General features: G+C 74.3%; 21 protein-coding genes. 12 read left to right on the top strand and 9 right to left on the bottom strand.

All coding sequences use genetic code 11. From position 1 onward, the window contains the following. Positions 1 to 195 precede the first annotated feature (195 nt). From ABZ945_RS28165 to ABZ945_RS28155, 3 genes are all read left to right on the top strand, one after another. On the top strand, positions 196 to 1080 hold the full coding sequence (locus ABZ945_RS28165; protein ID WP_361275018.1) for a sugar isomerase: 885 nt from the start codon (positions 196 to 198) through the stop codon (positions 1078 to 1080). 77 nt (positions 1081 to 1157) lie between these two features. After that, complete coding sequence (locus tag ABZ945_RS28160) at positions 1158 to 2054, top strand: class II fructose-bisphosphate aldolase (protein ID WP_361275015.1); 897 nt, start codon at positions 1158 to 1160, stop codon at positions 2052 to 2054. A gap of 171 nt (positions 2055 to 2225) precedes the next feature. Beyond that, on the top strand, positions 2226 to 3014 hold the full coding sequence (locus ABZ945_RS28155) for a DeoR/GlpR family DNA-binding transcription regulator (RefSeq protein ID WP_361275013.1): 789 nt from the start codon (positions 2226 to 2228) through the stop codon (positions 3012 to 3014). Here the strand turns inward: ABZ945_RS28155 and ABZ945_RS28150 are convergent. The 6 genes from ABZ945_RS28150 to ABZ945_RS28125 form a co-directional block, all read right to left on the bottom strand. Beyond that, on the bottom strand, positions 3001 to 4005 hold the full coding sequence (locus ABZ945_RS28150) for a BadF/BadG/BcrA/BcrD ATPase family protein (protein WP_361275010.1): 1005 nt from the start codon (positions 4003 to 4005) through the stop codon (positions 3001 to 3003). The two genes, ABZ945_RS28155 and ABZ945_RS28150, sit on opposite strands and share 14 nt — an antisense overlap. Before the next feature lie 152 nt (positions 4006 to 4157). Beyond that, complete coding sequence (locus ABZ945_RS28145) at positions 4158 to 5420, bottom strand: 6-phospho-beta-glucosidase (protein ID WP_361275007.1); 1263 nt, start codon at positions 5418 to 5420, stop codon at positions 4158 to 4160. Positions 5421 to 5490: 70 nt separating this feature from the next. Continuing rightward, the gene (locus ABZ945_RS28140; RefSeq protein WP_361275004.1) at positions 5491 to 6696 is read right to left on the bottom strand and encodes an ROK family transcriptional regulator; all 1206 of its coding nucleotides are present in this window, start codon (positions 6694 to 6696) and stop codon (positions 5491 to 5493) included. A 137-nt stretch (positions 6697 to 6833) separates the two neighbouring features. Further along, a complete protein-coding gene (locus ABZ945_RS28135) occupies positions 6834 to 7628 on the bottom strand; it encodes a carbonic anhydrase (RefSeq protein WP_361275001.1) in 795 nt (264 codons plus the stop codon). A 155-nt stretch (positions 7629 to 7783) separates the two neighbouring features. Beyond that, positions 7784 to 9166 (bottom strand): solute carrier family 23 protein, encoded by a 1383-nt coding sequence (locus tag ABZ945_RS28130; protein WP_361274999.1) that lies wholly within the window; start codon positions 9164 to 9166, stop codon positions 7784 to 7786. After that, a complete protein-coding gene (locus tag ABZ945_RS28125) occupies positions 9163 to 10353 on the bottom strand; it encodes an aryl-sulfate sulfotransferase (protein ID WP_361274997.1) in 1191 nt (396 codons plus the stop codon). Before ABZ945_RS28125 ends, ABZ945_RS28130 begins: the two co-directional genes overlap by 4 nt. Positions 10354 to 10527: 174 nt before the next feature. Here ABZ945_RS28125 and ABZ945_RS28120 point away from each other — a divergent pair, with 174 nt between their 5' ends. Continuing rightward, positions 10528 to 11109 carry an XRE family transcriptional regulator gene (locus tag ABZ945_RS28120; protein ID WP_361274995.1) on the top strand — a complete coding sequence of 194 codons (582 nt, stop codon included), beginning with the start codon at positions 10528 to 10530 and terminating at the stop codon, positions 11107 to 11109. 129 nt (positions 11110 to 11238) lie between these two features. On the opposite strand, the gene ABZ945_RS28115 is transcribed toward ABZ945_RS28120, so the two are convergent. Both ABZ945_RS28115 and ABZ945_RS28110 read right to left on the bottom strand, forming a co-directional pair. Beyond that, on the bottom strand, positions 11239 to 12684 hold the full coding sequence (locus ABZ945_RS28115) for a glyceraldehyde-3-phosphate dehydrogenase (protein WP_361274992.1): 1446 nt from the start codon (positions 12682 to 12684) through the stop codon (positions 11239 to 11241). Positions 12685 to 12840: 156 nt separating this feature from the next. Beyond that, positions 12841 to 13881: an ABC transporter substrate-binding protein gene (locus ABZ945_RS28110; RefSeq protein WP_361274989.1), complete on the bottom strand. Its 1041-nt coding sequence runs from the start codon at positions 13879 to 13881 to the stop codon at positions 12841 to 12843. Between the two features lie 326 nt (positions 13882 to 14207). Here ABZ945_RS28110 and ABZ945_RS28105 point away from each other — a divergent pair, with 326 nt between their 5' ends. The 3 genes from ABZ945_RS28105 to ABZ945_RS28095 all read left to right on the top strand — a co-directional run bounded on the left by ABZ945_RS28105 (position 14208) and on the right by ABZ945_RS28095 (position 17386). Beyond that, positions 14208 to 15968: a sigma-70 family RNA polymerase sigma factor gene (locus ABZ945_RS28105; protein WP_361274987.1), complete on the top strand. Its 1761-nt coding sequence runs from the start codon at positions 14208 to 14210 to the stop codon at positions 15966 to 15968. A gap of 118 nt (positions 15969 to 16086) precedes the next feature. Beyond that, positions 16087 to 17004: an NADP-dependent oxidoreductase gene (locus ABZ945_RS28100; RefSeq protein ID WP_361275127.1), complete on the top strand. Its 918-nt coding sequence runs from the start codon at positions 16087 to 16089 to the stop codon at positions 17002 to 17004. A gap of 88 nt (positions 17005 to 17092) precedes the next feature. Further along, entirely contained in the window at positions 17093 to 17386 is a 294-nt protein-coding gene (locus tag ABZ945_RS28095; protein ID WP_361274985.1) for a DUF3072 domain-containing protein, read from the top strand. A 74-nt stretch (positions 17387 to 17460) separates the two neighbouring features. Here ABZ945_RS28095 and ABZ945_RS28090 read toward each other — a convergent pair whose 3' ends face one another. Continuing rightward, a complete protein-coding gene (locus tag ABZ945_RS28090) occupies positions 17461 to 18066 on the bottom strand; it encodes a general stress protein (protein WP_361274983.1) in 606 nt (201 codons plus the stop codon). Positions 18067 to 18235: 169 nt separating this feature from the next. On the opposite strand from ABZ945_RS28090, the gene ABZ945_RS28085 reads away from it, so the two are divergent. The 5 genes from ABZ945_RS28085 to ABZ945_RS28065 all read left to right on the top strand — a co-directional run bounded on the left by ABZ945_RS28085 (position 18236) and on the right by ABZ945_RS28065 (position 23055). Beyond that, positions 18236 to 18787: a gluconokinase gene (locus ABZ945_RS28085; protein ID WP_361274980.1), complete on the top strand. Its 552-nt coding sequence runs from the start codon at positions 18236 to 18238 to the stop codon at positions 18785 to 18787. A 49-nt stretch (positions 18788 to 18836) separates the two neighbouring features. After that, positions 18837 to 19271 (top strand): VOC family protein, encoded by a 435-nt coding sequence (locus ABZ945_RS28080; protein ID WP_361274978.1) that lies wholly within the window; start codon positions 18837 to 18839, stop codon positions 19269 to 19271. Between the two features lie 395 nt (positions 19272 to 19666). Next, positions 19667 to 20857 carry an adenosylhomocysteinase gene (locus ABZ945_RS28075; protein WP_361274975.1) on the top strand — a complete coding sequence of 397 codons (1191 nt, stop codon included), beginning with the start codon at positions 19667 to 19669 and terminating at the stop codon, positions 20855 to 20857. A 64-nt stretch (positions 20858 to 20921) separates the two neighbouring features. Beyond that, positions 20922 to 22004 (top strand): adenosine deaminase, encoded by a 1083-nt coding sequence (locus ABZ945_RS28070; RefSeq protein ID WP_361274973.1) that lies wholly within the window; start codon positions 20922 to 20924, stop codon positions 22002 to 22004. A 25-nt stretch (positions 22005 to 22029) separates the two neighbouring features. After that, the gene (locus ABZ945_RS28065; RefSeq protein WP_361274971.1) at positions 22030 to 23055 is read left to right on the top strand and encodes a Gfo/Idh/MocA family oxidoreductase; all 1026 of its coding nucleotides are present in this window, start codon (positions 22030 to 22032) and stop codon (positions 23053 to 23055) included. Positions 23056 to 23173: the final 118 nt, after the last annotated feature.

Raw genomic sequence — 23173 nt, 5'->3', positions numbered from 1 at the left:
TGAAACGAGCAGAAACGCTCAGAAGGGTGAATGGCGCGAAACCGTCTGCCCGCTGGAAAGTTCAGGGCGGGGGAGGGGTAGGTACTCGGGAGGGTCGATCCAGATCGGACCGTGGCTGCCGCCATGGTGAGCGATTACGCTTCGTTCCTCCCGCCATGGATCACATGGAAGCAACCAATCGCAGAGGAGACAGGCGTGCCGCACATCGACGCCGAGATCGCCAGCCAGCCGCACTGCTGGAACCGGGCCGCCGCCCTCGCCGCCACCCGGCCCGACGGTCTGCCCCGGCCGGGCGAGCGCGTCGCCGTCGCCGGCTGCGGCACCTCGCTCTATATGGCCCAGGCGTACGCCGCGCTGCGCGAGGGCGCGGGCCTCGGCGAGACCGACGCCTTCCCCGCCTCCGAGTTCCCCACCGGGCGCCGCTACGACCGGGTCGTCGCCCTCACCCGCTCCGGCACCACCACCGAGGTGCTCACCCTGCTGGCGCGACTCGGCGGCACCGTGCCCACCCTCGCCCTCACCGCCGACCCGGACACCCCCGTCGCCACCGCCGCCAACCACCTCGTGGTGCTGGACTTCGCCGACGAACGCTCCGTGGTGCAGACCCGGTTCGCCACCACCGCGCTCACCTTCCTCCGCGCCACCCTGGGCCTGCACACCGCCGGGATCGAGGCCGACGCCCGCCGGGCGCTGGCCGAGGACCTCGCCCCCGCCCTGCTGAAGTGCGCCCAGTTCACCTTCCTCGGCCAGGGCTGGACCGTTGGCCTCGCCCATGAGGCCGCCCTGAAGATGCGGGAGGCCGCCCGCGCCTGGACCGAGTCCTACCCGGCCATGGAGTACCGCCACGGGCCGATCAGCATCGCCGCGCCCACCACCGCCACCTGGTCCCTCGGCCCCGCTCCGCAGGGGCTGGACGAGGACGTGGCCGCCACCGGCGCGCTCTGGATCGCCGGCACCCTCGACCCGCTCGCCGAACTCGTCCGCGTACAGCGCCTCGCCGCCGCCCTCGCCACCAGCCTGGGCCTCGACCCGGACGAGCCGCGCAACCTCACCCGCTCGGTCGTGCTCGCCGAGGACTGACCGCACCCGCCCTGCGGAAGCAGCCACCGCCTCTCGCCGGCCCCAGAAAAGCGCCCCAGAAAGCCAAGGACCGCACCGTGCCGCTGACCACCACCCGCGCACTCGTCGACCGCGCCGCCGCCCGCGGCGAGGCCGTCGTCGCGTTCAACGTCATCACCCTGGAACACATCGAGGCCGTACTCGACGGCGTACGGGCCACCGGCCGACCGGTGATCCTCCAGATCAGCGAGAACGCCGCCGCCTACCACGGCGGCCGCCCCGAGCCGCTCGCCGCGGCCGCCGCGCACTGCGCCGAGCAGTCCGCGGTGGAGGCCGCCCTCCACCTCGACCATGTCAAGGACGAGGAGTTGCTGCACCGGGCCGCCGACGCCGGGTTCTCCTCCGCCATGTTCGACGCGGCCCAGCTGCCGTACGCGGCCAATGTCCAGGCCACCCGCCGGGCCGCCGACTGGGCGCACCGCAACGGCCTCTGGCTGGAGGCGGAGCTTGGCGAGGTCGGCGGCAAGGACGGGCAGCCGCCGCTGGACGCGCACGCCCCTGCCGCCCGTACCGACCCCGCCGAGGCCGTCCGGTACGTCGCCGAGACCGGTGTGGACGCCCTGGCCGTCGCCATCGGCAGCACCCACGCCATGACCTCCCGGGACGCGGTCCTGGACCACGGGCTGCTGGGCGAGTTGCGCGCCGCGCTGGCGGTGCCGCTGGTGCTGCACGGCTCCTCCGGGGTGCCCGACGACGAGCTCGGCCGCGCCGTACGCGGCGGAATCGCCAAGGTCAACATCGGCACCGCGCTCAATGTGGCGCTCACCGCCGCCGTACGCGACCATCTCGACCGGCACCCCGACGCGGTGGACCCGCGCCGCTACCTCGACGCCGGGCGCACCGCGATGGCGGCCGCCGCGGCCCGGCTCACCCAGGCCGTGGCCCAGGCGTCCCAGGTCTCCCCGGCATCCCCGGCACCGGCCGTCACCGCCTGACCGCGACCGCCCCCGCGCGCCCGGGGACGTCCGCCCGCCGCGTGGACCGCCGGCCGGTGTGCGCCAAGATGGTGCGGGAGGGGCCCACCGCGGGCCTTCCCGCAGCTCCGGCCGGTCGCCGGTCCGCGCGGGTACACGCCGGCACCGGTCGGCACGAAGGGGACGGACAGCATGAAGGCGCACGAGAGGTGGACCCGGCTGCTGGAGGTGCTCGCCGAGGAAGGGCACCTGTCCGTTACCGACGCCTCCGCCCGCCTCGACGCCTCCCCGGCCACGGTGCGCCGGGACATGGACGAGCTGGCCCGCCAGCAGCTGCTGACCCGCACCCGGGGCGGCGCGGTGGCCGGAGGCACAATCTCCTACGACCTTCCGCTGCGCTACAAGACCTCCCGCCGCGCCGACGAGAAGCAGCGGATCGCCCGGGCGGCGGCCGAGGCGATCCCGCCGGGCGCCATCGTCGGCCTCAACGGCGGTACCACCACCAGCGAGGTGGCCCGGGAGCTGGCCGTACGCGCCGACCTGAGCGAACACGGCCCCGGCGAGGCGCTGACCATCGTCACCAACGCCATCAACATCGCCAACGAGCTGGCCGTCCGGCCGCACATCAAGACCGTGGTCATCGGCGGAGTCGCCCGCTCTCACTCCTATGAACTCACCGGGCCGTTCGCCGACGCCGTCCTCCGGCACCTGGCCCTGGACTATGTGATCCTCGGGGTCAACGCCGTGCACCCCGACTTCGGGGCGGCCTGCCATGACGAGGGCGAGGCCATGGTGAACCGGGCCATCGCCGAACGAGCCGAACGGGTCGTGGTCGCCGCCGACTCCACCAAGCTCGGCCGCCGCGCCTTCGCCCAGGTTTGCCCCACCGCCGACATCGCCCGGATCGTCACCGACCGGGAGGTCCCCGAGGAGCTGGTGACCCGGTTCACCGACCGGAACATCGAGGTCACCCAGGTCTGACGCCCGGGGACGCCGTCGCCGGAACCGCCCGGATGCCGGTACGCAGCCGGGCCCGGGCCGCCTCCGGGGCGCCCACCCCGTCCAGGGCGAGCAGCGCCGCGCCCAGCACCGGGGGCGCCGTCACCACCCGGGGCACCGCCCTCGGGGCGCGGGCGGCGAGCAGGGCGGCCACCCGCTCGTCCAGCGCGGTGTGCCCGGCCGCCAGCACACTGCCGCCCAGCACCACCGGGACGTCCTCGGTCAGCAGGCCCAGCCGCTCCAGGGCGACCAGCGCCATCGCCGCCACCTCCCCGGCCAGCCGCTCCACCAGGGCGGCCGCCACCGCGTCCCCGGCGGCCGCGACCGCGAACAGCACCGGCGCCAGCTCATGCCGCCAGCCGGCGCGCACCCGCCGCAGATGGACGGCCTCGATCAGCCCGTACATCGAGTCCAGCCCGAAGTGCGCGGGCAGCGCCCGGGCCAGCTCCGTGGGGTCCCCGCGGCCGTCCTCGGCCCGCGCCGCCCACCACATCGCCTCCTCGGCCAGCCCCACACCGCCGCCCCAGTCACCGGAGATGCGGCCGATCGCGGGGAAGCGGGCGGTACGGCCGTCCGGCAGCATCCCGACGCAGTTGATGCCCGCCCCGCACACCACCGCCACCCCCCGCGGTTCCTCGGCACCGGCCCGCAGCAGCGCGAAGGTGTCATTGCGTACCACCGCCGTACGCGCCCAGCCACGCTCCGCGATCGCCGCGCCGAGCGCCTCCTCCTCGGCCGGGAAGTCGGCGTTGGCCAGACAGGCCGACACCAGCTCCACCCCGCCCGGCGCCATCCCCGCGGCCCGGGCCCGCTCCAGCGCCTCGGCGACCGGCACCGCCAGCACGTCCAGCGCCGCCCCGACCCCCACCACCGGCGGCTGGAACCCGCCGCCCCGGGCCCGCCCGAGCACCGTGCCGTCCACGCCCACCACGGCCACATCCGACTTGCTGTTGCCCGCGTCGACCGCGAGCACGGCGGCCCCGTTGCCCGTTTCCCCCGTTCCGTTGCCTGTTTCCCGGGCCTCGTTGCCTGTTTCCCCGGTCCCGTTGCCCGCCCCCCGGGCCCCGTTGCCCGGTTTCCCGGCCCCGTTGCCCGCCAGCTGGCCTCCGCCGCCCGGCCCCCCGCTCACGCCCATGCCAGATGCTCCCGGTTGTGCGCCAGCAGCCGGTCGGTCAGCCCGTCGGCGAGCGCGTACTGCCCGATCAGCGGATGCGCCAGCAGCGCCCGGAACACCCGCTCCCGGCCACCGCGCAGCGCCGCGTCCAGCGCCAGGTCCTCATACGCCGTCACCTGGGCGATGAGCCCCGCGTACAGCGGATCGAGCACCGGGGCGGGCAGCGGGGCGGCGCCGGCCGCGTCCACCCGGGCCTGCACCTCCACCACCGCGTCGTCCGGGAGGAACGGCAGGGTGCCCCTGTTGTACGTGTTCACCACCTGCGTCCCGGGGTGCGGCCCGAGCAGCGCGGCGGCCAGGTCCACGGCCGCCTCGGAGTAGAAGGCCCCGCCGCGCCGGGCCAGCAGCTCCGGCTTCTCGTCCAGCGCGGGATCGCCGTACAGCTCCAGCAGCTGACGCTCCATCTCGGCCACCTCCGCGGCCCGGGACGGCTTGGTGGCCAGTTCGCGGACGACCTCGTCATGGGCGTAGAAGTAGCGCAGATAGTAGGAGGGCACGGTGCCCAGCCGGTCCAGCAGGGAGCGCGGCATCCGCAGATCGGCCGCGACGGCCTCGCCGTGCTCGGCGAGCAGCCGGGGCAGCACATCCTCGCCGTCCGGGCCGCCGAGCCGCACCCCCAGCTCCCAGCTGAGATGGTTGAGCCCCACATGGTCCAGATGGACTCGCTCGGGCGTGGTGCCCAGCAGCGCGGCGAACTTCCGCTGGAAGCCGATCGCCACATTGCACAGCCCCACCGCCCGGTGACCGGCCTTCAGCAGGGCCCGGGTGACGATGCCGACCGGATTGGTGAAGTCGATGATCCAGGCGTCCGGGCTGGTCCGCCTGACCCGTTCGGCGATGTCCAGCACCACCGGCACGGTGCGTAGCGCCTTGGCCAGCCCGCCCGCCCCGGTGGTCTCCTGCCCCACACAGCCGCACTCCAGCGGCCAGGTCTCGTCCTGCTGCCTGGCCGCCTGCCCGCCCACCCGCAGTTGCAGCAGCACCGCGTCCGCGCCCTCGACGCCCGCGTCCAGGTCCGAGGTGGTCACCACCTTGCCCGGATGGCCCTGCCGGGCGAAGATCCGCCGGGCCAGCCCGCCGACCAGCTCCAGCCGCTCGGCCGCCGGATCGACCAGCACCAGCTCGGTGACCGGCAGGGTGTCACGCAACCGCGCGAACCCGTCGACCAGTTCGGGCGTATAGGTCGAACCGCCCCCCACCACCGTCAGTTTCATCAGCTCAGCCCTTCGTCGGAATGCACGGACAGCGGGACGGATACGCCATGCCGTCCGGCGGCGTACCCGCCTACCGCGAGGTGTCGAAGACCTCGTCACGGGTGGCGGCCAGCGCGCACTCCAGTGCCCCGCTCAGCACCGGATCGTCCGTGACGGAGCCCAGGACCAGCCGGGGCCGCGCGACGGCGAGTTCGGCCAGCTCGGCGGCCACCCGTGCGCGCAGGGGCTCGCCGCCCGTGGTGATCGCCCCGCCCGCGAGGACCACCAGCGCCGGGTCGAGGAGGGCGACCAGCGAGGCGAGACCGGTGGCCAGCCGGGTGCCGTACACCTCCCGCAGCGCGCGGTACGGGCCGGTGTCCGCCTCGGCCGACCGGGCCAGCAGCACCGCGGCCACCTCCGGATACGGGCCCTCGGGCACCTCCCGCACCCCCAGCTCCCGGGCCAGCGCGGGCAGCGTCTGGGCGCCGGCCAGCCGCTGGAAGCCGCCGCCGTTCTCCTGCGCCACCCCCCGTACCAGCTCCGTCCCCGGCACCGGCAGGAAGCCGACCTCCCCGGCGCCGCCGGTGAAACCGCGGTGCAGCCGCCCGCCCAGCACCAGCGCGGCGCCCAGGCCCTCGGCGCTCCACAGCAGCACGAAGTCCCCCTGGCCGCGCGCGGCCCCGGTCCGCTGCTCGGCCACCGCCACCAGATTGACGTCGTTGTCGTACTCCACCGGCATCGGCAGCGCCTGAGCCAACTCCCGTAGCAGGGTGGGGGAGTGCCAGCCGGGCAGGTGGGAGGCGTAGCGCAGCCGCCCGGTGGACGGGTCGAACGCCCCGGGGGTGCCGATCACCAGCCGGCGGACGTCCGCCCGGCTGAGCCCGGCCGCCTCCACCGCCCCGTCCAGCGCCCGGGTCACCCGCGCCACGGCCCCCTCCGCCGCTCCCTCCGAGGCGGCGGGCAGCTCGTACGTTCCGACCACCGCCCCGGTCACATCGGCCACCGCGGCGCGGATACGGGCCGCGGTGACATCGAGCCCGGCGGCGTAGGCGGCACCGGGCTCCAACGCGTACAACCGCGCACCGGGCCCGGGCCGCCCGGTGCTGGTGCCGGTGGCGCGGACCAGCCCCGCCTCCTCCAGCCGGGCGAGCACCTGGGAGGCGGTCGGCTTGGAGAGCCCGGTGAGCGCCCCGATACGGGTACGGGACAGAGGTCCGTGCTCCAGCAGCAGATCGAGCGCGGCCCGGTCGTTCATCGCCCGCAGCACCCGCGGCGTACCGGGAACACCCTGGGCCATGGCCCCCCGCCTCCCCGCCGTTCCTCAATAGTCAGGAAAGTTTCCTGTCGTCGGACGGAGAGAAGCTACGGCGCCGACTCGGAGCACGTCAAGGCCCCGGTCCCGGCGGGGGACGGGGCCTCAAGTAGCGGGGCAGGTCAGTCGAGACGGTGGACGAGCTGGGTGCCCAGCTCATAGCGGGCACCGGCGACGGCCAGCTTTCCGTCGCGGATCCTGGCGGCGAGGTCGGGTTCGGCGGCCAACGCGGCGCGGACCCGTCGGACGTTGGCGGTGATGGCGGCGTCCACCCGCTGCTCCACGGGGAGCGCGCGGTCGATCGCGGGGCGGAGCTGGTCGGCCAGATACTGGATGTGCGCGGGCAGCCGCTCCCCGGTCTCGTCCGCCTCCACGGCCGCGGCGACGGCGCCGCAGGAGGCGTGCCCGAGGACCATGATCAGCGGGATGCCGAGCTCCAGGGCGCCGTACGCGATGCTGCCGAGCACCGCCTCGTCCAGTACCTCGCCCGCCGAACGCACGGTGAGCAGATCGCCGAGGCCCTGGTCGAACACCAGCTCAGGTGGCACCCGCGAGTCGACGCAGCCCAGCACGATGGCGAACGGATGCTGCCCGGCGACCAGTTCCCTCCGCAGCGCGCGGGCCTCATGCGGATGGTGCTGCCGGAAGGCGCGCCACCGCCGGTTTCCGGCCGTCAGTTCGGCGAGCGCCTGCCGCGGGGTGGTGGGACGCGGCTTCCCGGACGTCTCCCCTGGGGACGGCGAGGGCCGTGGTGCTTCGGCCCACGGCGCTTCGGGTGCGGCGGAGGCGGTGGAGCGGCCCAGTGCCAGGGCGCCGCCCACCGTGGCGCCGGCGGCGAGCACGGACCTGAGCAGCGTACGGCGCGAGCCGCCGGACCCGGTCGCGGCACCGCTGTCGTGTTCCCTTGTCCCGGTCACGGAGGGGAAGTTAGCGCCGGGGGTGGCGAACGGGCGGCGCCTTGCCCGTTCTTGGGCCGGACTTGGGGCCTTCTTGGCCACAGGGTCCGGAGCGCGGGTCGGACCGGGGCCGGATCAGGGCCGCCGCGTCCGCGCACCGTTGATGCCGCCATTCCTCAACTTCTGTTCTCCTCAGGGCCCTTGCATGGCCAAGTGGTCTCCCGGGCGCAGGGCCGTTCACCCTCCCGGGCGCGGGTCAGCAGCCGGAACAGCCCGTGCAGCACCACCGCGGTGAGCGCGCCCGCCACCACCCCGCTGCCCAGCACACTCCGTACCCAGCCGGGGAAACCGTCGTACAACCCGGGGGAGACCACCGGCAGCAGTCCCGCCGCGAGCGCCACGGCCGCCACCATCGCGTTGCCCCGGTCGTCCAGGTCGACCCGGCGCAGCATGCCCACCCCCAGCACGGCGATCACCGCGTACACCACCAGGGCGCTGCCGCCCACCACGGCCGGCGGGATGCCCGCGAGCCACCGTGACACCGGGGCGAGCAGCCCGCAGCCCAGCAGCAGCACCCCGGCGCCCGCCGTGACGAACCTGCTGCGCACCCCGGTGAGCCGACTGATGCCGATGTTCTCCGAGCTGGTCACCAGCGGCGCACTGCCGAACACCCCGGCCAGCAGCGAGGCCACCGCGTCCGCCCGGGCCACCCGGGGCACATCCCGCCCCGGGTCGGGGGTGCGGCCCACCGTCTCGCTGTTCAGCACGGTCTGACCGCTCGCCTCGGCCAGCGAGGTGAGACTGAAGACCAGCAGCGGCAGCGCGGCCAGTAGGTCGAACTGCGGTACGCCGTACGGCAGGAGCCGCGGCAGCGCCGCCTCGGTGGCCCCCGGCGGGGCGAACGCGCCGAGCCCGGTGGCCACCGCCACCAGGGTGCCCGCGGCCATCCCCAGCAGGATCGAGGTCTGCCGCCACACCCCGCGCAGCAGCAGATACGCGGCGAGGGTGCAGCCCACCGTGACGGCGGCGAGCGCCAACGCGGACGGTGCGGCGGGGCGGCCGGGCGCCCCGGTGACCAGTCCGGCGGCCACCCGCACCATGGAGACGCCGATCAGCAGCACGGTCACCCCCATCACCAGCGGCGGGAAGAGCCGCACCGCCCGTGCGTACAGCGGCAGTACGGCCAGCAGGAGCAGCGCCGCCAGGATCACCGCGCCGCTCGCCGTGGCCGGGCCGTGCTCGGCGGCCACCTGGAGGAAGAGGGCGGTGGCGGCCCCGCCCGGCAGCATCACGAAGGGCAGCCGGGCGCCGATCCGCCAGGGCCCCAGCGACTGCAGCAGGGTGCCGGCGCCGCAGAGCAGCAGGGTGACGCTGAGCAGCGAGGCGGTCTGACCGGGGGTCAGCCGCAGCGCGTCGGCGGTGAGGAAGGCGGTGGAGACCGGGGCGGCGACCATCGCCAGCACATGCTGCCCGGCCAGCGGCACCAGCCGCGCCACCGGCAGCCGCTCGTCCACCGGATCCGGCGGAGCCGATGCCGTCCGGGCGGTGGCCTTGGTCATCGCCCGCCGCCGGCGGTCAGCCAGGGCAGCTCCTCGGCCCCGTAGCGGTACGCGCGGAATACCGCGTTCGGCTCGGCCGGGAAGAGCGAGCGGACCTCCGACTCGCGGTAGGCCCCGAACTGCGGGACCACGTACTCCCAGCACAGATATCCCTCGGCGGTCACCTCGAACAGCCGGCCCGACGGCGAGTCGGTGACCAGGGTGTTGCCGTTGGGCAGCCGCTGGGCGCTGCCCATGAACGGGGCGAAGAAGGACTCGCGCGCCGGGTCGTGGTACTCCCACACCACCTGCCCGCCGGGCCGCTCGATCTCCACCACCCGCGAGTAGGGCACATCGCAGCCGGGCCGGAAGACGCCGTTGTCGAAGACCAGCAGCCGGCCGCCGGGCAGTTCGGTCGGGGCGTGCTGCTGGGAGACGGTGCCGGGTCCGGTGCGCCAGACCACCTCGCCGCTCGCCCGGTCGATCACCACCACCGCGGACACACTGCGCAGGCTGGCCAGGATGGTGCCGTCGGCGAGCGGGGTGACGCTGTTGACCAGCGGCCAGTGCTCGCGCGCGTAGTCCGGGTGCAGCGGGTACTCCTCCCGGTCCAGGTGGTCGGCGGCCCGCCAGGACCAGGTGGTCCGGCCCTCCGCGTCCACCTCCGTGATGGTGTCCGCCCACACCGTGCCGTCCGCCGCCTCCGAGCCGGCCACCCCGCCCCGTACGGCCTCCGCGTCCGCACCGCGCAGCGGCTCCAGCGCGGTGTAGAGGATGCGGCCGTCGTCCAGGTGGTGGGCGTCATGGTGCTGGAGCGGGTCGCGGTGCTCCCGCAGCATGGTGCCGTCCGGGGCGGCCTGGAGCATCACCCCGCCCCGGTACTTGTGCCACATCGGGAAGAGCGCGGGCTGGTCCGGCAGCACACCGTTGTACGCGAGCCGGCCGTCGGCCAGCAGCCGGGCGTGCCGGCCCGGGCGGTAGGGGAAGCGCCACCGGTGCGCCACCGCGCCGTACAGGTCGATCAGATACACCTCCCCGCCACCGGTGAGCGGGGCGTAGAGGGTGTAGCCGTCGAACGCCGCCTCGGGGTCCAGCGCGATGAGCCCGGTGCCGCGGCGCCGCCGGCTGTTCTGGTCCACCGGGGTGGCGGTCCGCGACGGTGGCGGGGCCGCCGGGGTCACCGGATGCACCGGCGTCGTCGAAGTCATCGAAGTCCCTAACCTGTGTCAAAGTTTCTTTGATGGAGTGGAGCGGGAACGACGCTAGCGGCGCTGTGTTGCGGGCGTATGGCGGCCGTATGACACCGTTCGGCCGCAGGTCCGGGCGGGTTAGGGTGCGGGAACGGGCCCTTGGGCGGGTCGAGCGGCGGGAGGCGGCGGGGTATGGGTGCGGCGGAGGGCGAGCCGGCGGGGCTGCGGGTGGGGGCGAGTGTGCGCCGGCGGCGCCGCGCGCTGGATCTGACCCTGGCCGAGGTGGCGGAGCGCTCCGGGCTGTCGGTGCCCTTCCTCAGTCAGGTCGAGAACGACCGGGCCCGGCCGAGCATGCGCTCGCTCCAGCGGGTGGCCGACGCGCTGTCGACCACGGCGGTGCAGTTGCTCGCCGCCGCCGAGACCCCGCGCCGGATGGACGTGGTTCGCGCCGCCGATGACACCGGACTGGCCGCGAGCGGCGGCGGCCGGGCGCGTCCGCTGGTGCGCGGCCACCACCAGCTGCACGCGCTGGAGTTCACCGGCGAGCACGACGGGGAGCGGGAGTTCCGGCACCGCAACGACGAGCTGATGTACGTCGCCGACGGCGCCGCGGAGGTGGAGGCCGAGGGGCGGATCGTCCGGCTCGGCCCCGGTGACACCCTCTACCTCACCGGCGGCATCAGCCACCGCTGGCGGGCCGTGGCCCCCGGCACCCGGGTGCTGCTGGTGGCGGTGGCCGAACACGTCGAGGCCGTCGCCGACCCCAGGCTCTGAGACCTCTTCTCCCCGTACACGCGAGAACGCGGGCGGGCCGTGGTGGCCCGCCCGCGCTCGTCGGGGCGGCGGTGTCCGCGGACGTGGCCCGCCCGCGCTCCCGGGCGATGGTGTCCGCGGACGCGGCGGTCAGACCGCCGGCGCCGGGTAGGTCGGGTACTCCACGCCGGAGACGTGCTGGACGATCCGGACCACCTGGCAGGAGTAGCCGTACTCGTTGTCGTACCAGAGGTAGAGGATGGCGTTGTCGCCGTCCACCTTGGTGGCCCCCGCGTCCACGATGGAGGCGTTGCGCGAGCCGATGAAGTCGCTCGACACCGCGTCGGGGGCGGTGGTGAAGTCGATCTGGCGCTTCAGCGGCGAGGTCAGCGACACCTCGCGGAGGTAGTCGAGCACCTCCTCGCGGGTGGTCTCCCGGCCCAGCCGCAGGCTGAGGATCGCGATCGAGACGTCCGGCACGGGCACCCGGATCGAGCTGCCGGTGATCGGGGCCTTCAGCTCCGGCAGCGCCTTGGCGACGGCGGAGGCGGCACCGGTCTCGGTGATCACCATGTTGAGCGGCGCGGAGCGGCCCCGGCGGTCGGCCTTGTGGTAGTTGTCCAGCAGGTTCTGGTCGTTGGTGAACGAGTGGACGGTCTCCACGTGGCCGCGCAGCACCCCGTACTCGTCGTTCATCGCCTTCAGCGGCGGCACGATCGCGTTGGTGGTGCAGGAGGCGCAGGACAGGATCTGCTCGTCCGGCTTGATGGTGTCGTGGTTGACGCCGTGCACGATGTTGGGCACGTCGCCCTTGCCCGGAGCGGTCAGCACGACCTTGTCGACACCGGGGCGCAGGTGCTGGGCGAGGCCCTCGCGGTCCCGCCAGCGGCCCGTGTTGTCGATGAGGATGGCGTCCTTGATGCCGTACGCGGTGTAGTCGACCTCGGAGGGGTCGCTCGCGTAGATCACCTTGATCTCGTTGCCGTTGGCGACGATCGTGCTGTTCGCCTCGTCCACGGTGATGGTGCCCTGGAACTGGCCGTGGATGGAGTCGCGGCGCAGCAGCGAGGCGCGCTTGACGATGTCCGCCTCGCCGCCCCGGCGCACCACGATGGCGCGCAGCCGCAGGCCGTTGCCGGAGCCGGACTTCTCGATGAGCAGCCGGGCGACCAGACGGCCGATCCGGCCGAAGCCGTAGAGGACCACATCGCGCGGCGCGCGGCGCTCGATCTTCTCCGGACCGGTGGCCCCGGCCACCGCCTCGGCGGTGAACTCCGCCACGCTCAGGCCCCGGTCGTCGGCCCGGTAGGTGGCGGCGAGCATGCCGATGTCGATCTGCGAGGGACCGAGGTCGAGGGTGGTGAGCGCCTGGAGGAAGGGGAGCGTCTCGGTGACCGACAGCTCCTCGCCGGCGATCTGCCGGGCGAAGCGGTGGGTCTTCAGGATGCTGATCACCGATTTGTTCACCAGGGAGCGGCTGTGGAGGAGGACGGTGACGTCCCGCTCGCGGTGCAGCTTCCCGATGACCGGGATCATCGACTCCGCGATCTCCTCGCGGTTCTTCCAGTTGGTGAACGAGTCGTCATTGACAGTCACAGGAGAGCATCTTTCGAGCTAGGCAGTGCTCATATGTTAATCCCTCTGTCATTCCGATCGATCAGGGGGTCCGCCCCGGCCGCCGGACGGCGGGAGAAGACCCCCTGACGGTCGTTCGCCCACCGGCGATGACCTGCGGATACGCACGCTGTGAGGTCAGGCGAGCTTGCGCGCCTTCTCCGCGGCGGCCGCGAGCTTCTCCAGCACCGGCGCCCAGCCCGCGTAGCTGAAACGCTCCTCCATGGACCACGGCGTGGTCTGGCCGGCCTTGACCGCGGGCAGCCGCCGCCAGGTCGGCCGCTTGGCCAGCTCCTCCTCCGGCATCGACGCCGAGCGGTTGTCCACCATGATCAGATCGGCGTGGTACTGGTCGGCGTTCTCCCAGGACAGGAACTCCCAGAAGCCCCACTCGTCGGACTTCTTCCCCTCCACGAACTCCACGCCCAGGTCCTTGAAGTAGTTCAGGTCGCTGTACGAGTCGGGCACCGCGACATAGAACTGCTCGGCGTCGCCGGTCACCGCCATCACCTTCAGCCCCTTCTTGCCGCGGGCCGCGGTCCGCAGGGTCTCGGCCGCCGTCTCGAACCGCGCCTTCGCGTCCCTGACCGGCCGGGAGTCCAGGTCGCCGCCGAGCGAGGCGGCCAGTTCGGCGGTGCGGCGCAGCGGGTTCAGCAGCGAGGTGCGCGCGATGTCGATGCCGACGGTGGGCGCCAGCGCCTCGATCTTCTTCTTGCTGCCGTCCGGTACGAACCACAGCCCCGGCTTCGGGAACATGTTGCTGATCAGCAGTTCCGGCTTGAGGGCCGCGTACTTCTCCAGGCTGAACTCGCCCCAGGCCTGGCCCACGCTGGTCAGCTTGGCCACATCCAAACCGCCCGCCTGCGGGTTGGGCTCGCCCTTCACCGGCGCGCTGGGCCCGAAGATCCCCTTCACCTCGACGCCGTAGTCGTGCAGCGCCGCCGCGGTGGAGACATAGGCGACGATGTTCTTCGGCCGCTCGGGCGTCTTGGCGGTCACGCCCCGGTCGTCCGTGAACGACCAGGCGCCGCCCTCCGCCCCTCGGTCGTCGGACGTCTCCTCCGTGCCGCCGCCGCAGGCCGCCAGCAGCGGAGCGAGAGCGAGCGCGCCACCGCCCGCCAGCAGACGGCGGCGCGAGGGGCCGGTGGTGGTGGGGGAGGCGGGGTTGATGGCAGTCATGGCGGCGCTTCTCTCCGGCGGTACGGACCGCGCGGATCGCTCCGGCGGCAGGGGGCGGGGAGGACCGGAACACTCCGCCCCTCCTGGCCAGGGGAGGCTAACCTAAGTGCCCGTTCCGCCCGCGTCCAGGGCACCGGGACGCCGCGGCCGGGTGTTCCTGGCTCCCCGCGCCGGCCGGCTGCGCCCGGACCCCGATGCCCCGGCCCGCCGCCCCTCCGGTGACAATTTCCGCGCGCCGGAGACGTTTTCTGTTATTCCCGCGCCCGCTTCCGTATCTCCCTTACGGCAGGACGGAACATCCAGGACCGGGAACCCCCCGGGGAGAAGTGAGTGGTCGCATCGTGGACAACGAACGCAAGCCCGCGGAAGCAGCCGTCGTCAGCGCGGCGCAGGCCGGCGAGGAGTGGGCGCAGGACCGGCTCGTCGCCGACCACCTCCCGCTGGTCTACAACATCGTCGGGCGCGCCCTGGGCGGCCACGCCGACGTGGACGACGTGGTGCAGGAGGCCATGATCCGCGCCCTGACCGGGCTCGGCTCGCTGCGCGACCCCGCGAGCTTCCGCTCCTGGCTGGTGGCGATCACCATGAACCAGATACGCGGCCACCTCCAGGCGGCGGCCCGGCCCGGCCGCGCGGCCGGTGAGCCCTGGGACACCGCCCAGGACGTGGCCGACCCCGGCGCCGACTTCGTGGACCTGACCATCGTCCGGCTCGGCCTCGCCGGGCAGCGCCGGGAGGTCGCCGAGGCGACCCGCTGGCTCGACCCGGACGACCGGACCCTGCTGTCGCTGTGGTGGCTGGAGGCGGCTGGCGAGCTGACCCGGGCCGAGGTCGCGGACGCCATGGAGCTGACCACCCAGCACACCGCCGTACGGGTCCAGCGGATGAAGGCCCAGCTGGAGACCGCCCGGCTGGTGGTCCGGGCGCTCGCCGCGATGCCGCGCTGCGTGCTGCTGGACGACGAGCTCGGCGCCTGGGACGGGGTCCCGTCCGCGCTGTGGCGCAAGCGGCTGGCCCGGCACGCCCGGGACTGCACCGTCTGCTCCGGCTACCAGTCGGGGCTGGTCCCCGCCGAGGGCCTGCTGGTCGGGCTCGGCCTGCTGCCGGTCGCCGCCGGGCTGCTCACCGCTCTCCGCAACGGCGGCGGCTCCCTCGCCCCGGCCGCCCACACCACCACCGCCACGCCCACCGCCGTCCCGTACCCCGGCCCCGAGACCCCCTACGGCGGCCCCGGCACCGAGCCGATACCCCTGGCCGCCGACGCCGGCACGGTGTCGATATCCGGCGGCCGACGGGACCGCCGCCGCGACGCCGGTACGCGCCGCCGCCGGACCGCGGCGACCGCCGGCGCGGTGGCCCTGCTGGTGGGCGGCGGCGGGGTCACCGGCTTCATGCTGCTCTCCCCGGACGGGAGCGCGGACGAGGTGCGCACCCAGTCCGCCGCACCCGCCGCCGCCCTGCCGTCCCCCTCGGCCTCCCCGTCGGCCGGCGCTTCCCCGAGCCCGTCCGCCTCGCCCTCCAAGCCGGCCAAGCCCAAGAAGTCCGCCAAGCCCGCCAAGCCCTCCACGCCGCCGAAGCCCTCGAAGAAGCCCCGCCCGTCCGTCTCCGCCACCACCGAGGCACCCCCGGCCCCCGCGCCGACCCGCTCCACCCCCCGGCCCACCCCCTCGCAGCCGCGGCCCGCCGATCCGCCCGCCCCCACCGGTTCCTTCGGGCAGCAGGTGACCGCGCTGGTCAACACCGAGCGGCAGCGCAACGGCTGCGGACCGGTCAGCCAGAACGGGCAGCTGGACACCGCGGCCCAGCGCCACTCCGAGGACATGGCCGCCCGCGGCTACTTCGACCACACCTCACCCGACGGCACCGACCCCGGCGACCGGATCACCGCCGCCGGCTACCGCTGGAGCACCTACGGCGAGAACATCGCGCGCGGCCAGCAGACCCCGGCCTCGGTGATGGACTCCTGGATGAACAGCCCCGGCCACCGCGCCAACATCCTCAACTGCTCCTTCAAGGAGATCGGCATCGGCAAGCACGACGGCTCCGGCGGCCCCTGGTGGACCCAGGTCTTCGGCGCGGCCATGTGACACCCCGGGTGGCCTGGGCCGGTTTCGACGGCCCGCGATCCGCGCACCCGTAGGGACGGATGACCGAACGGCGACGAAAGGCGCGGACATGACCGAGGCGACCAGCGAGGACACGACCATGCGGGCCATGGCCTACGACCGGTTCGGCGGCACCGAGGTGCTGTCGGCCACCCGGCGGCCCACGCCCAAGGTCGGACCGGGCGAGGTGCTGGTCCGGGTGCGGGCCGCCTCGGTCAACCCGGTCGACTGGAAGCTCATGGCCGGCGGGCTGAAGGACCTGATGGACACCGTCTTCCCGGTGGTCCCCGGCTGGGACGTGGCGGGCGTGGTCGAGCGGACCGGGATCGACGTGCCGGAGTTCTCCGCCGGGGACGAGGTGGTCGCCTACGCCCGCAAGGACTACGTCCACGGTGGCACCTTCGCCGAACTGGTCACCGTCCCCGTGCGGTGCCTGGCGCGCAAGCCGTCCTCGCTCTCCTGGGAGGAGGCCGCCGGCCTGCCGCTGGCCGGGCTCACCGCGTACCAGACCCTCACCCGCCTGGGCACCGGCGAGCGGGACACCGTGCTGGTGCACAACGCCTCCGGCGGCGTCGGCACCTTCGCGGTGCAGATCGCCCGCGCGCTGGGCGCCCGGGTCATCGGCACCGCCTCCGAGGCCAACCACGACCGGCTGCGGCACTTCGGCGCCGAGCCGGTCGCCTACGGGGACGGGCTCCCGGGCCGGGTGCGCAAGCTGGCCCCCGGCGGGGTGGACGTGGTCGCCGACTTCGTGGGCGGGGTCCTGGACGACACCCTCGCCGTGCTGGCCGAGGGCGGCCGGCACGCGTCCATCGCCGACGACTCGGTGACCGGATCCGGCGGCCAGTGGATCTGGGTCCGCCCCGACGGCGGCGACCTGGCCGAACTGGGCGCCCTCGCCGACGCGGGCAAGCTCACCGTCCCGGTGGCCGAGGTCTTCCCGCTGGACCGGCTCGCCGAGGCCTTCGAGCTCAGCCAGAAGGGCCATGTGCACGGCAAGGTCATCGTGCGGCCCTGACAGCAGCGCATGGACGGTTCCGTACCGACCCCGGAGACGGCGGCGCCGGGGGAGGGGTGGTGATCGGCGCCCGGGGTAGTCGGGGTGCATGAACACGACCGACCCCCGTGACCAGGCCCCCGGCCAGACCCCCGGACAGAGCGGCGGACAGGCCCCCGGCCAGGACGCCGGCCAGGCCCCCGGCCAGGACCCGAACAAGGACGTCGACGACTGGGTCACCGGTGGCGAGCCCGCCACCGGCCCGCAGCTCAGCTATCTGCACACGCTCGCCCGCGAGGCCGGCGAGGAGCTGCCGTCGGACCTCACCAAGGCCCAGGCGTCCCAGATGATCGACCGCCTCCAGCAGGCCTCCCCGCGCACGGGCGGTACCGACGCTCCCTGACCGGGGCGGTGGCCCCGGTCAAGGACACCAGGACCGGACCGGGGCCACCGCGCGGCGAAGGAGCAGTCGGCGCGTTACGCCGGTGCGCCGCCGGATCCGCCCGGCCCGGGCTTGTCCAGCGGTCCGCCCGTACCGCCCGGGGCCGGGGCGGGAGCCGACGCCCCCGGGGTCGCACCGCCGGCGGCCGGGGCCGCCCCGCGCAGGATCTCCCGGGCCCGCTCGGCCTGCCCGCCCCGTGCGATCACGTCGTACGTCGAGGCCACCAGGCGCTGGGTGGAGGAGAAGTCCCGCCGCCCACCGGTCGCCGCGTGGCCCACGAAGCCGAACACCGCGCCCCAGAGCGCACCGATCAGCACACCGCCCAGGATGAGGCCCAGCCAGGTCGGCCCCGGGGTGAACAGCCCCACCAGCAGACCGATGAACAGGCCGAACCACGCGCCGCTCGCCGCACCCGCGCCGGCCGCCCGGCCCTTGGTGAGCCGCCCGGTCACATGCTCGACCAGCCGCAGCCCCGAGCCCACGATGTCGATGTTCTCGACCGGGAACATCTCGTCCGACAGCCGGTCCACCGCGGCCTGCGCCTCCTCGTAGGAGTCGTAGCTGCCGACGGTGTTCCACGCGTCGCTGACGGGGTTGCGGGCTCCGCGCTCGACGGGTGCCCCGGGGTTGATGGATGCCATGCCGGCCGTCCTTCCGCTGCCTGTGTGTCCTACCGGTGCGCGCCGCCCCCGCCGCGTACGCGCCTGTCTCCACTCTTGGCCACCGGGCGGCTCTCCGCCTCCGGACGGGGTTGCGCCCGGCTACAAGGGAGAGCGGTTCCGCCGACGGCCCGACGGGTACCCGCCGGCCATGGCAGACGAACGAGTCGTCCCACTGGTCGCCGTCATCGGCGTCTCAGGATCGGGCAAGTCCACCGTCGGAACCGCCCTCGCCCGGGCGCTGGACGTGCCGTACGCGGAGGGGGACGACTTCCACCCCGCCCGCAACGTGGCGAAGATGCGCGCCGGGGTGCCGCTCACCGACGAGGACCGCCGGCCGTGGCTGCACGCGATCGCCGACTGGCTGGGCGGCCACGCGCGGACGGGAGGCGTGGTCGCCTGCTCGGCCCTGCGGCGCGGCTACCGCGATCTGCTGGTGGCCGCCGCCCCGTCCCTCTTCCTCGTCCATCTGCACGGCTCCGCCGAGCTGATCGCCGCCCGGATGGCCCAGCGGCAGGGGCACTTCATGCCGCCGGCGCTGCTGCGGTCCCAGCTCGACACCCTGGAGCCGCTCCAGCACGACGAGCAGGGCGCGGTGGTCCCGGTGGACGGCACCCCGGAGGACACCACCGCCCTGGCGATCGCCGCCGTACGGGCGCATCTGCTGCCGGACGCCGCCCGCCGGCCGCCCATCGGACTGTGACCCCCCTCCCCGATCTCTGTGACGATGGCGCCACGGAAAGGGGCTCACCATGACAACCCGGCTCAATCCCTATCTGAGCTTCGACGGCAACGCCCGGCAGGCCATGGAGTTCTACCAGCGGGTCTTCGGGGGCGAGCTGTCCCTCGGCACCTTCGGTGAGATCGGCGGTGAGCTGGGCGACGCCCCGCCCGGCACCGAGGACAAGATCATGCACGCCATGCTGGAGGTGCCGGGCGGCCTCACCCTGATGGGCGCGGACAACCCGCCCGGGGTGGAGCACCGGCCGGGCAACACCATGGCCGTCTGCCTCAGCGGCGATGACGCGACAGCGCTGCGCGGCTGGTGGGAGGGGGTGTCCGGCGACGGCGGGACCGTCTCCGTACCGCTGGAGACCCAGATGTGGGGCGACGAGTTCGGGATGTGCGTCGACCGCTTCGGCGTGATGTGGATGGTCAACATCGCGGGACCGGGCAACCCCGCCTGAGCCGCCTGCCCCCGGGCCCCGGACCGCACCGGTCCGGGGCCCGAGGGCTGTCGGCGTGCGCGATCGCGCAGAAGCGCTTGTCCTGACGTCGTCATACGTATAACGTCACGCCACGACCGACCGCGAAGCCCCCCACCGCTCCACCCGTGTCCGACGCGCCGATCCGACCGACCCCACCCGGAGGTGACCCGCCGTGCCGCTGCCGCCGCCCCCGTTCCGGCCGGGTCACCGGTGCGTCCGCCGCCTGCCGGTCTTCGGCGACCACTCCTACCGCTGCGACCTGTACGCCTGAGGCCCCCGCCGCCGCCACCCGGTCCACCCCCACGGGACCGGGCGGCGGCGCGCGGCCCTGCCCCTGCCGTACCCCTCGCACCGCCCCGCCCCAGGAGTGATCCATGTCCGCCGCACCCGCGCCCGCCGCCGTCCCCCTGCCCCGCCTCGGCCACGCCGGCTCCGACTGGGCCCTGCGCCATATGCCGCTGCTCGCGACCACCGTGCGCCGCCACGCCGCCGCCCTGGTCGGCCGGCGCGTCGCCATGTGCCTGCACGTCGAACCGAAGACCGCCGCCCTGGTCGCCCTGCTCCGCGAGGCCGGCGCCGAGATCACCCTCACCGGCTCGCCCGGCACCACCCAGGACGACACCGCCGACGCCCTGCGCGCCACCGGCACCACGGTCCACGGGCGGCGGGGCGACGGGCCGGCCGAGCACCGCCGCAACATCGACCGGGTCCTGGAGTGCGACCCCCATCTGCTGCTCGACAACGGCGGCGACCTCACCGTGGCCGCCCTGGCGGCTCTGGACGGCGGCGGGCTGCACGAGCTGATCGGCGGCACCGAGGAGACCACCACCGGCGGGCTGCGCATCCGCGAGCTGCCCGCCCCGCCGCCGTTCCCCGTCGTCGTGATCAACGACAGCCGGCTGAAGCTGCTCGTCGAGAACGAGTACGGGGTCGGCCAGAGCGTCGTCCAGGGCTTCATGAACGCCACCAACCTGATGCTCCCCGGCTCCCGCGCCACCGTGGTCGGCTACGGGCCCTGCGGGCTCGGCACCGCCCGCACCCTCGCCCGGCTCGGGGCCAGGGTCGCGGTCGCCGAGACCGACCCGTACCGCGCCCTGGAGGCGGTGATGCACGGCCATGAGGTCGGCGACCTCGCCACCCTGCTGCCGCGCACCCGGCTGCTCTTCCTGGCCACCGGCCACCCCGGAGTGATCGGCGCCGGGGAACTGGACGCGCTCGCCGACGGCGCGATCATCGCCGGGGTCGGCCACCAGCCCTGGGAGCTGGACTCCGGCGCGCTGGCCGCCCGTACCGCCTCGGTGGTCCGCTACGGCTCGGCCGGGGACGAACGCGCCGTGCACCGGCTGCACGACGGCCGCGAACTGACCGTGCTGGCCGGCACCCGGATGATCAACTTGACCGCCGCCAAGGGCAACCCCATCCAGGCCATGGACCTCGGGCTGACCCTGCAGGCCCGCAGCCTCGCCGCCGTCGCCACCCTGCCCCTCGCCCCCGGCGCCCAGCCCCTCCCCGCCGAGGCCGACCGCGAGATCGCCGCCGACCTGCTCACCCACCTCACCGCCTGACCACCACCGGCACCTGCACCGCACCACCACCGGGAACTCCCGCATCACCACCAAGGACCCCCGCATGAGCACCGCCCCCGCCCACACCACCCTCGGCCCCGAGACGCTCCGCCGGCTGCCCAAGGCCGTCCTCCACGACCACCTGGACGGCGCCCTGCGCCCCGCCACCCTGGTGGAACTCGCCGCCTCCGTCGGCCACCGGCTGCCCACCACCGACCCCGAGGCGCTGGCCGACTGGTACGTCGAGGCCGCCAGCTCTGGCGACCTGGTCCGCTATATCGCCACCTTCGAGCACACCCTCGCCGTGATGCAGCACCGCGAGGGGCTGCTGCGCACCGCCGAGGAGTATGTCCTCGACCTCGCCGAGGACGGCGTGGTCTACGCCGAGGTCCGCTACGCCCCCGAGCTGATGCTCACGGCCGGGCTGACCCTCCCCGAGGTCGTCGAGGCGGTCCAGGAGGGCCTGGCGGCCGGCATGGCCAAGGCGGCCGCCGCCGGCACCCCGGTCAAGGTCGGCACCCTGCTGTGCGGGATGCGCATGTTCGGCCGGACCCGGGAGATCGCCGAGCTCACCGTGGCCTACCGCGACGCCGGGGTGGTCGGCTTCGACATCGCCGGCGCCGAGGACGGCTTCCCACCCGCCGACCACCTCGCCGCCTTCCAGGACCTGCGCGCCGCGAGCATGCCGTTCACCATCCACGCCGGGGAGGCCCACGGGCTGCCCAGCATCCACCAGGCGCTCCAGGTGTGCGGCGCCCAGCGCATCGGCCACGGCGTCCGGATCACCGACGACCTCGCCGACGGCCGCCCCGGCCCGCTCGCCGCCTGGATACGCGACCACCGCGTCGCCCTGGAGATGTGCCCCACCTCCAACCTCCAGACCGGCGCGGCCACCTCCATCGCCGAGCACCCGATCACCCTCCTGCGCGACCTCGGCTTCCGGGTCACCCTCAACACCGACAACCGGCTGGTCTCCGGCACCACCATGACCCGGGAGATGTCCCTGCTGGTCACCGAGGCCGGCTGGGGCCTGGCCGACCTCCGCACCGTCACCGTCAACGCCGTCAAGAGCGCCTTCCTGCCGCACCAGGAGCGCACCGCCCTGATCCGCGACACCGTCCTACCCGGCTACGCGGCCGCCGCCTGACCACCGACCCCGGACGGAGCACCCCATGGCACAGCGCGTCGAGGACCTGCGCCTCGGCTTCATCGGACACGGCCGCCACGCCCGCGCCAACCTCTACCCCGCCCTGGCCCTGGCCGGCGCCCGGCTCACCTCGATCGCCACCCGCGACGAAGCGGCCGCCCGGGCCGCCGCCGCCCGGCACGGTGCCGAGCACGGCCACGGCGACCACCGGCGGATGCTCGCCCAGGACGGCCTGGACGCCGTCTTCATCAGCACCGCCCCCGAGGACCAGGCCGCCCTCACCGAGGACTGCCTGCGGGCCGGCGCCCATGTCTTCGTGGAGAAGCCCCTCGGCCTGGACGCCGACGAGGCCCGCCGGGTCGCCGCCACCGCCGAACACCACGGCCGCCAGGTGATGGTCGGCTTCATGAAACGGCACGCCCCCGCCTACCGGCGACTCGCCGACCTCATCGCCGACGAGCGGGCCTTCGGCCGGGTGCTGTCCGTCCACGGGCTGTTCGCCTTCAGCCCCTGGACCGACACCCTGCGCGACGACAGCTACCTCCGCTTCGGCGCCATCCACGTCCTCGACCTCCTCCGGGGCCTGTTCGGCGAGGTCGCGGAGGTCACCGGCTTCGGCAACTCCCAGGGCGCCGACATCAGCATGGCCCTGACCCTGCGCTTCCACAGCGGCGCCGTCGGCAACCTCACCCTCGCCGGGGTCCCCGCCTGGGGCCGCGAACAGGAGGAGGTCACCGTCACCGCTCAGCGCGGTTTCGTCCGCGCCGAGAACCTCACCACCCTGGTGCACCACCACGCCGCGGACTCCGGCGCCGCCGAAGAGCCCTGGCAGACCCTCGGGGAGGAGACGGTGCTCACCCGCTCGGTCAACTCCCCGGCCTCCGGCGGCCACCAGGACCTCTTCCTGCGCGGCTTCGCCGGGGAGGTGCGCCACTTCCTCGACGCGGTGCTCCACGGCACCGCTCCGGTCACCTCGGCCGCAGACAACGTGGCCACCACGGCGCTGTGCGACACCGTGCTGCGCACCCTGACCCCCCACCACCGAAGCTGACGGTTGACGGCGGCGGCCGGTACGGCCGGCTACCCGGCCGCGTGCGGTGGTCGCAGCCGGTGGTGCTGCTCGCCCTGGCCGGTGTGGCGGTGGGAGACCGGCTCTGGCAGGCGGCCGT

Source organism: Streptomyces sp. NPDC046887 (assembly GCF_040644755.1).
Taxonomy (GTDB): domain Bacteria; phylum Actinomycetota; class Actinomycetes; order Streptomycetales; family Streptomycetaceae; genus Streptomyces; species Streptomyces lichenis.
The sequence above is the reverse complement of the archived record's forward strand: the minus strand, read 5'-3'. Positions and strand labels throughout refer to the sequence as shown.

Excerpts from the sequence above, each read along its gene's own strand:
- ABZ945_RS28140 (WP_361275004.1), bottom strand. The coding sequence starts at position 6,696 with ATGGCCCAGGGTGTTCCCGGTACGCCGCGGGTGCTGCGGGCGATGAAC.
- ABZ945_RS28080 (WP_361274978.1), top strand. The coding sequence starts at position 18,837 with ATGACAACCCGGCTCAATCCCTATCTGAGCTTCGACGGCAACGCCCGG.
- ABZ945_RS28120 (WP_361274995.1), top strand. The coding sequence starts at position 10,528 with ATGGGTGCGGCGGAGGGCGAGCCGGCGGGGCTGCGGGTGGGGGCGAGT.
- ABZ945_RS28155 (WP_361275013.1), top strand. The coding sequence starts at position 2,226 with ATGAAGGCGCACGAGAGGTGGACCCGGCTGCTGGAGGTGCTCGCCGAG.
- ABZ945_RS28075 (WP_361274975.1), top strand. The coding sequence starts at position 19,667 with ATGTCCGCCGCACCCGCGCCCGCCGCCGTCCCCCTGCCCCGCCTCGGC.
- ABZ945_RS28145 (WP_361275007.1), bottom strand. The coding sequence starts at position 5,420 with ATGAAACTGACGGTGGTGGGGGGCGGTTCGACCTATACGCCCGAACTG.
- ABZ945_RS28125 (WP_361274997.1), bottom strand. The coding sequence starts at position 10,353 with ATGACTTCGACGACGCCGGTGCATCCGGTGACCCCGGCGGCCCCGCCA.
- ABZ945_RS28095 (WP_361274985.1), top strand. The coding sequence starts at position 17,093 with ATGAACACGACCGACCCCCGTGACCAGGCCCCCGGCCAGACCCCCGGA.
- ABZ945_RS28090 (WP_361274983.1), bottom strand. The coding sequence starts at position 18,066 with ATGGCATCCATCAACCCCGGGGCACCCGTCGAGCGCGGAGCCCGCAAC.
- ABZ945_RS28070 (WP_361274973.1), top strand. The coding sequence starts at position 20,922 with ATGAGCACCGCCCCCGCCCACACCACCCTCGGCCCCGAGACGCTCCGC.
- ABZ945_RS28085 (WP_361274980.1), top strand. The coding sequence starts at position 18,236 with ATGGCAGACGAACGAGTCGTCCCACTGGTCGCCGTCATCGGCGTCTCA.
- ABZ945_RS28110 (WP_361274989.1), bottom strand. The coding sequence starts at position 13,881 with ATGACTGCCATCAACCCCGCCTCCCCCACCACCACCGGCCCCTCGCGC.
- ABZ945_RS28130 (WP_361274999.1), bottom strand. The coding sequence starts at position 9,166 with ATGACCAAGGCCACCGCCCGGACGGCATCGGCTCCGCCGGATCCGGTG.
- ABZ945_RS28100 (WP_361275127.1), top strand. The coding sequence starts at position 16,087 with ATGCGGGCCATGGCCTACGACCGGTTCGGCGGCACCGAGGTGCTGTCG.
- ABZ945_RS28065 (WP_361274971.1), top strand. The coding sequence starts at position 22,030 with ATGGCACAGCGCGTCGAGGACCTGCGCCTCGGCTTCATCGGACACGGC.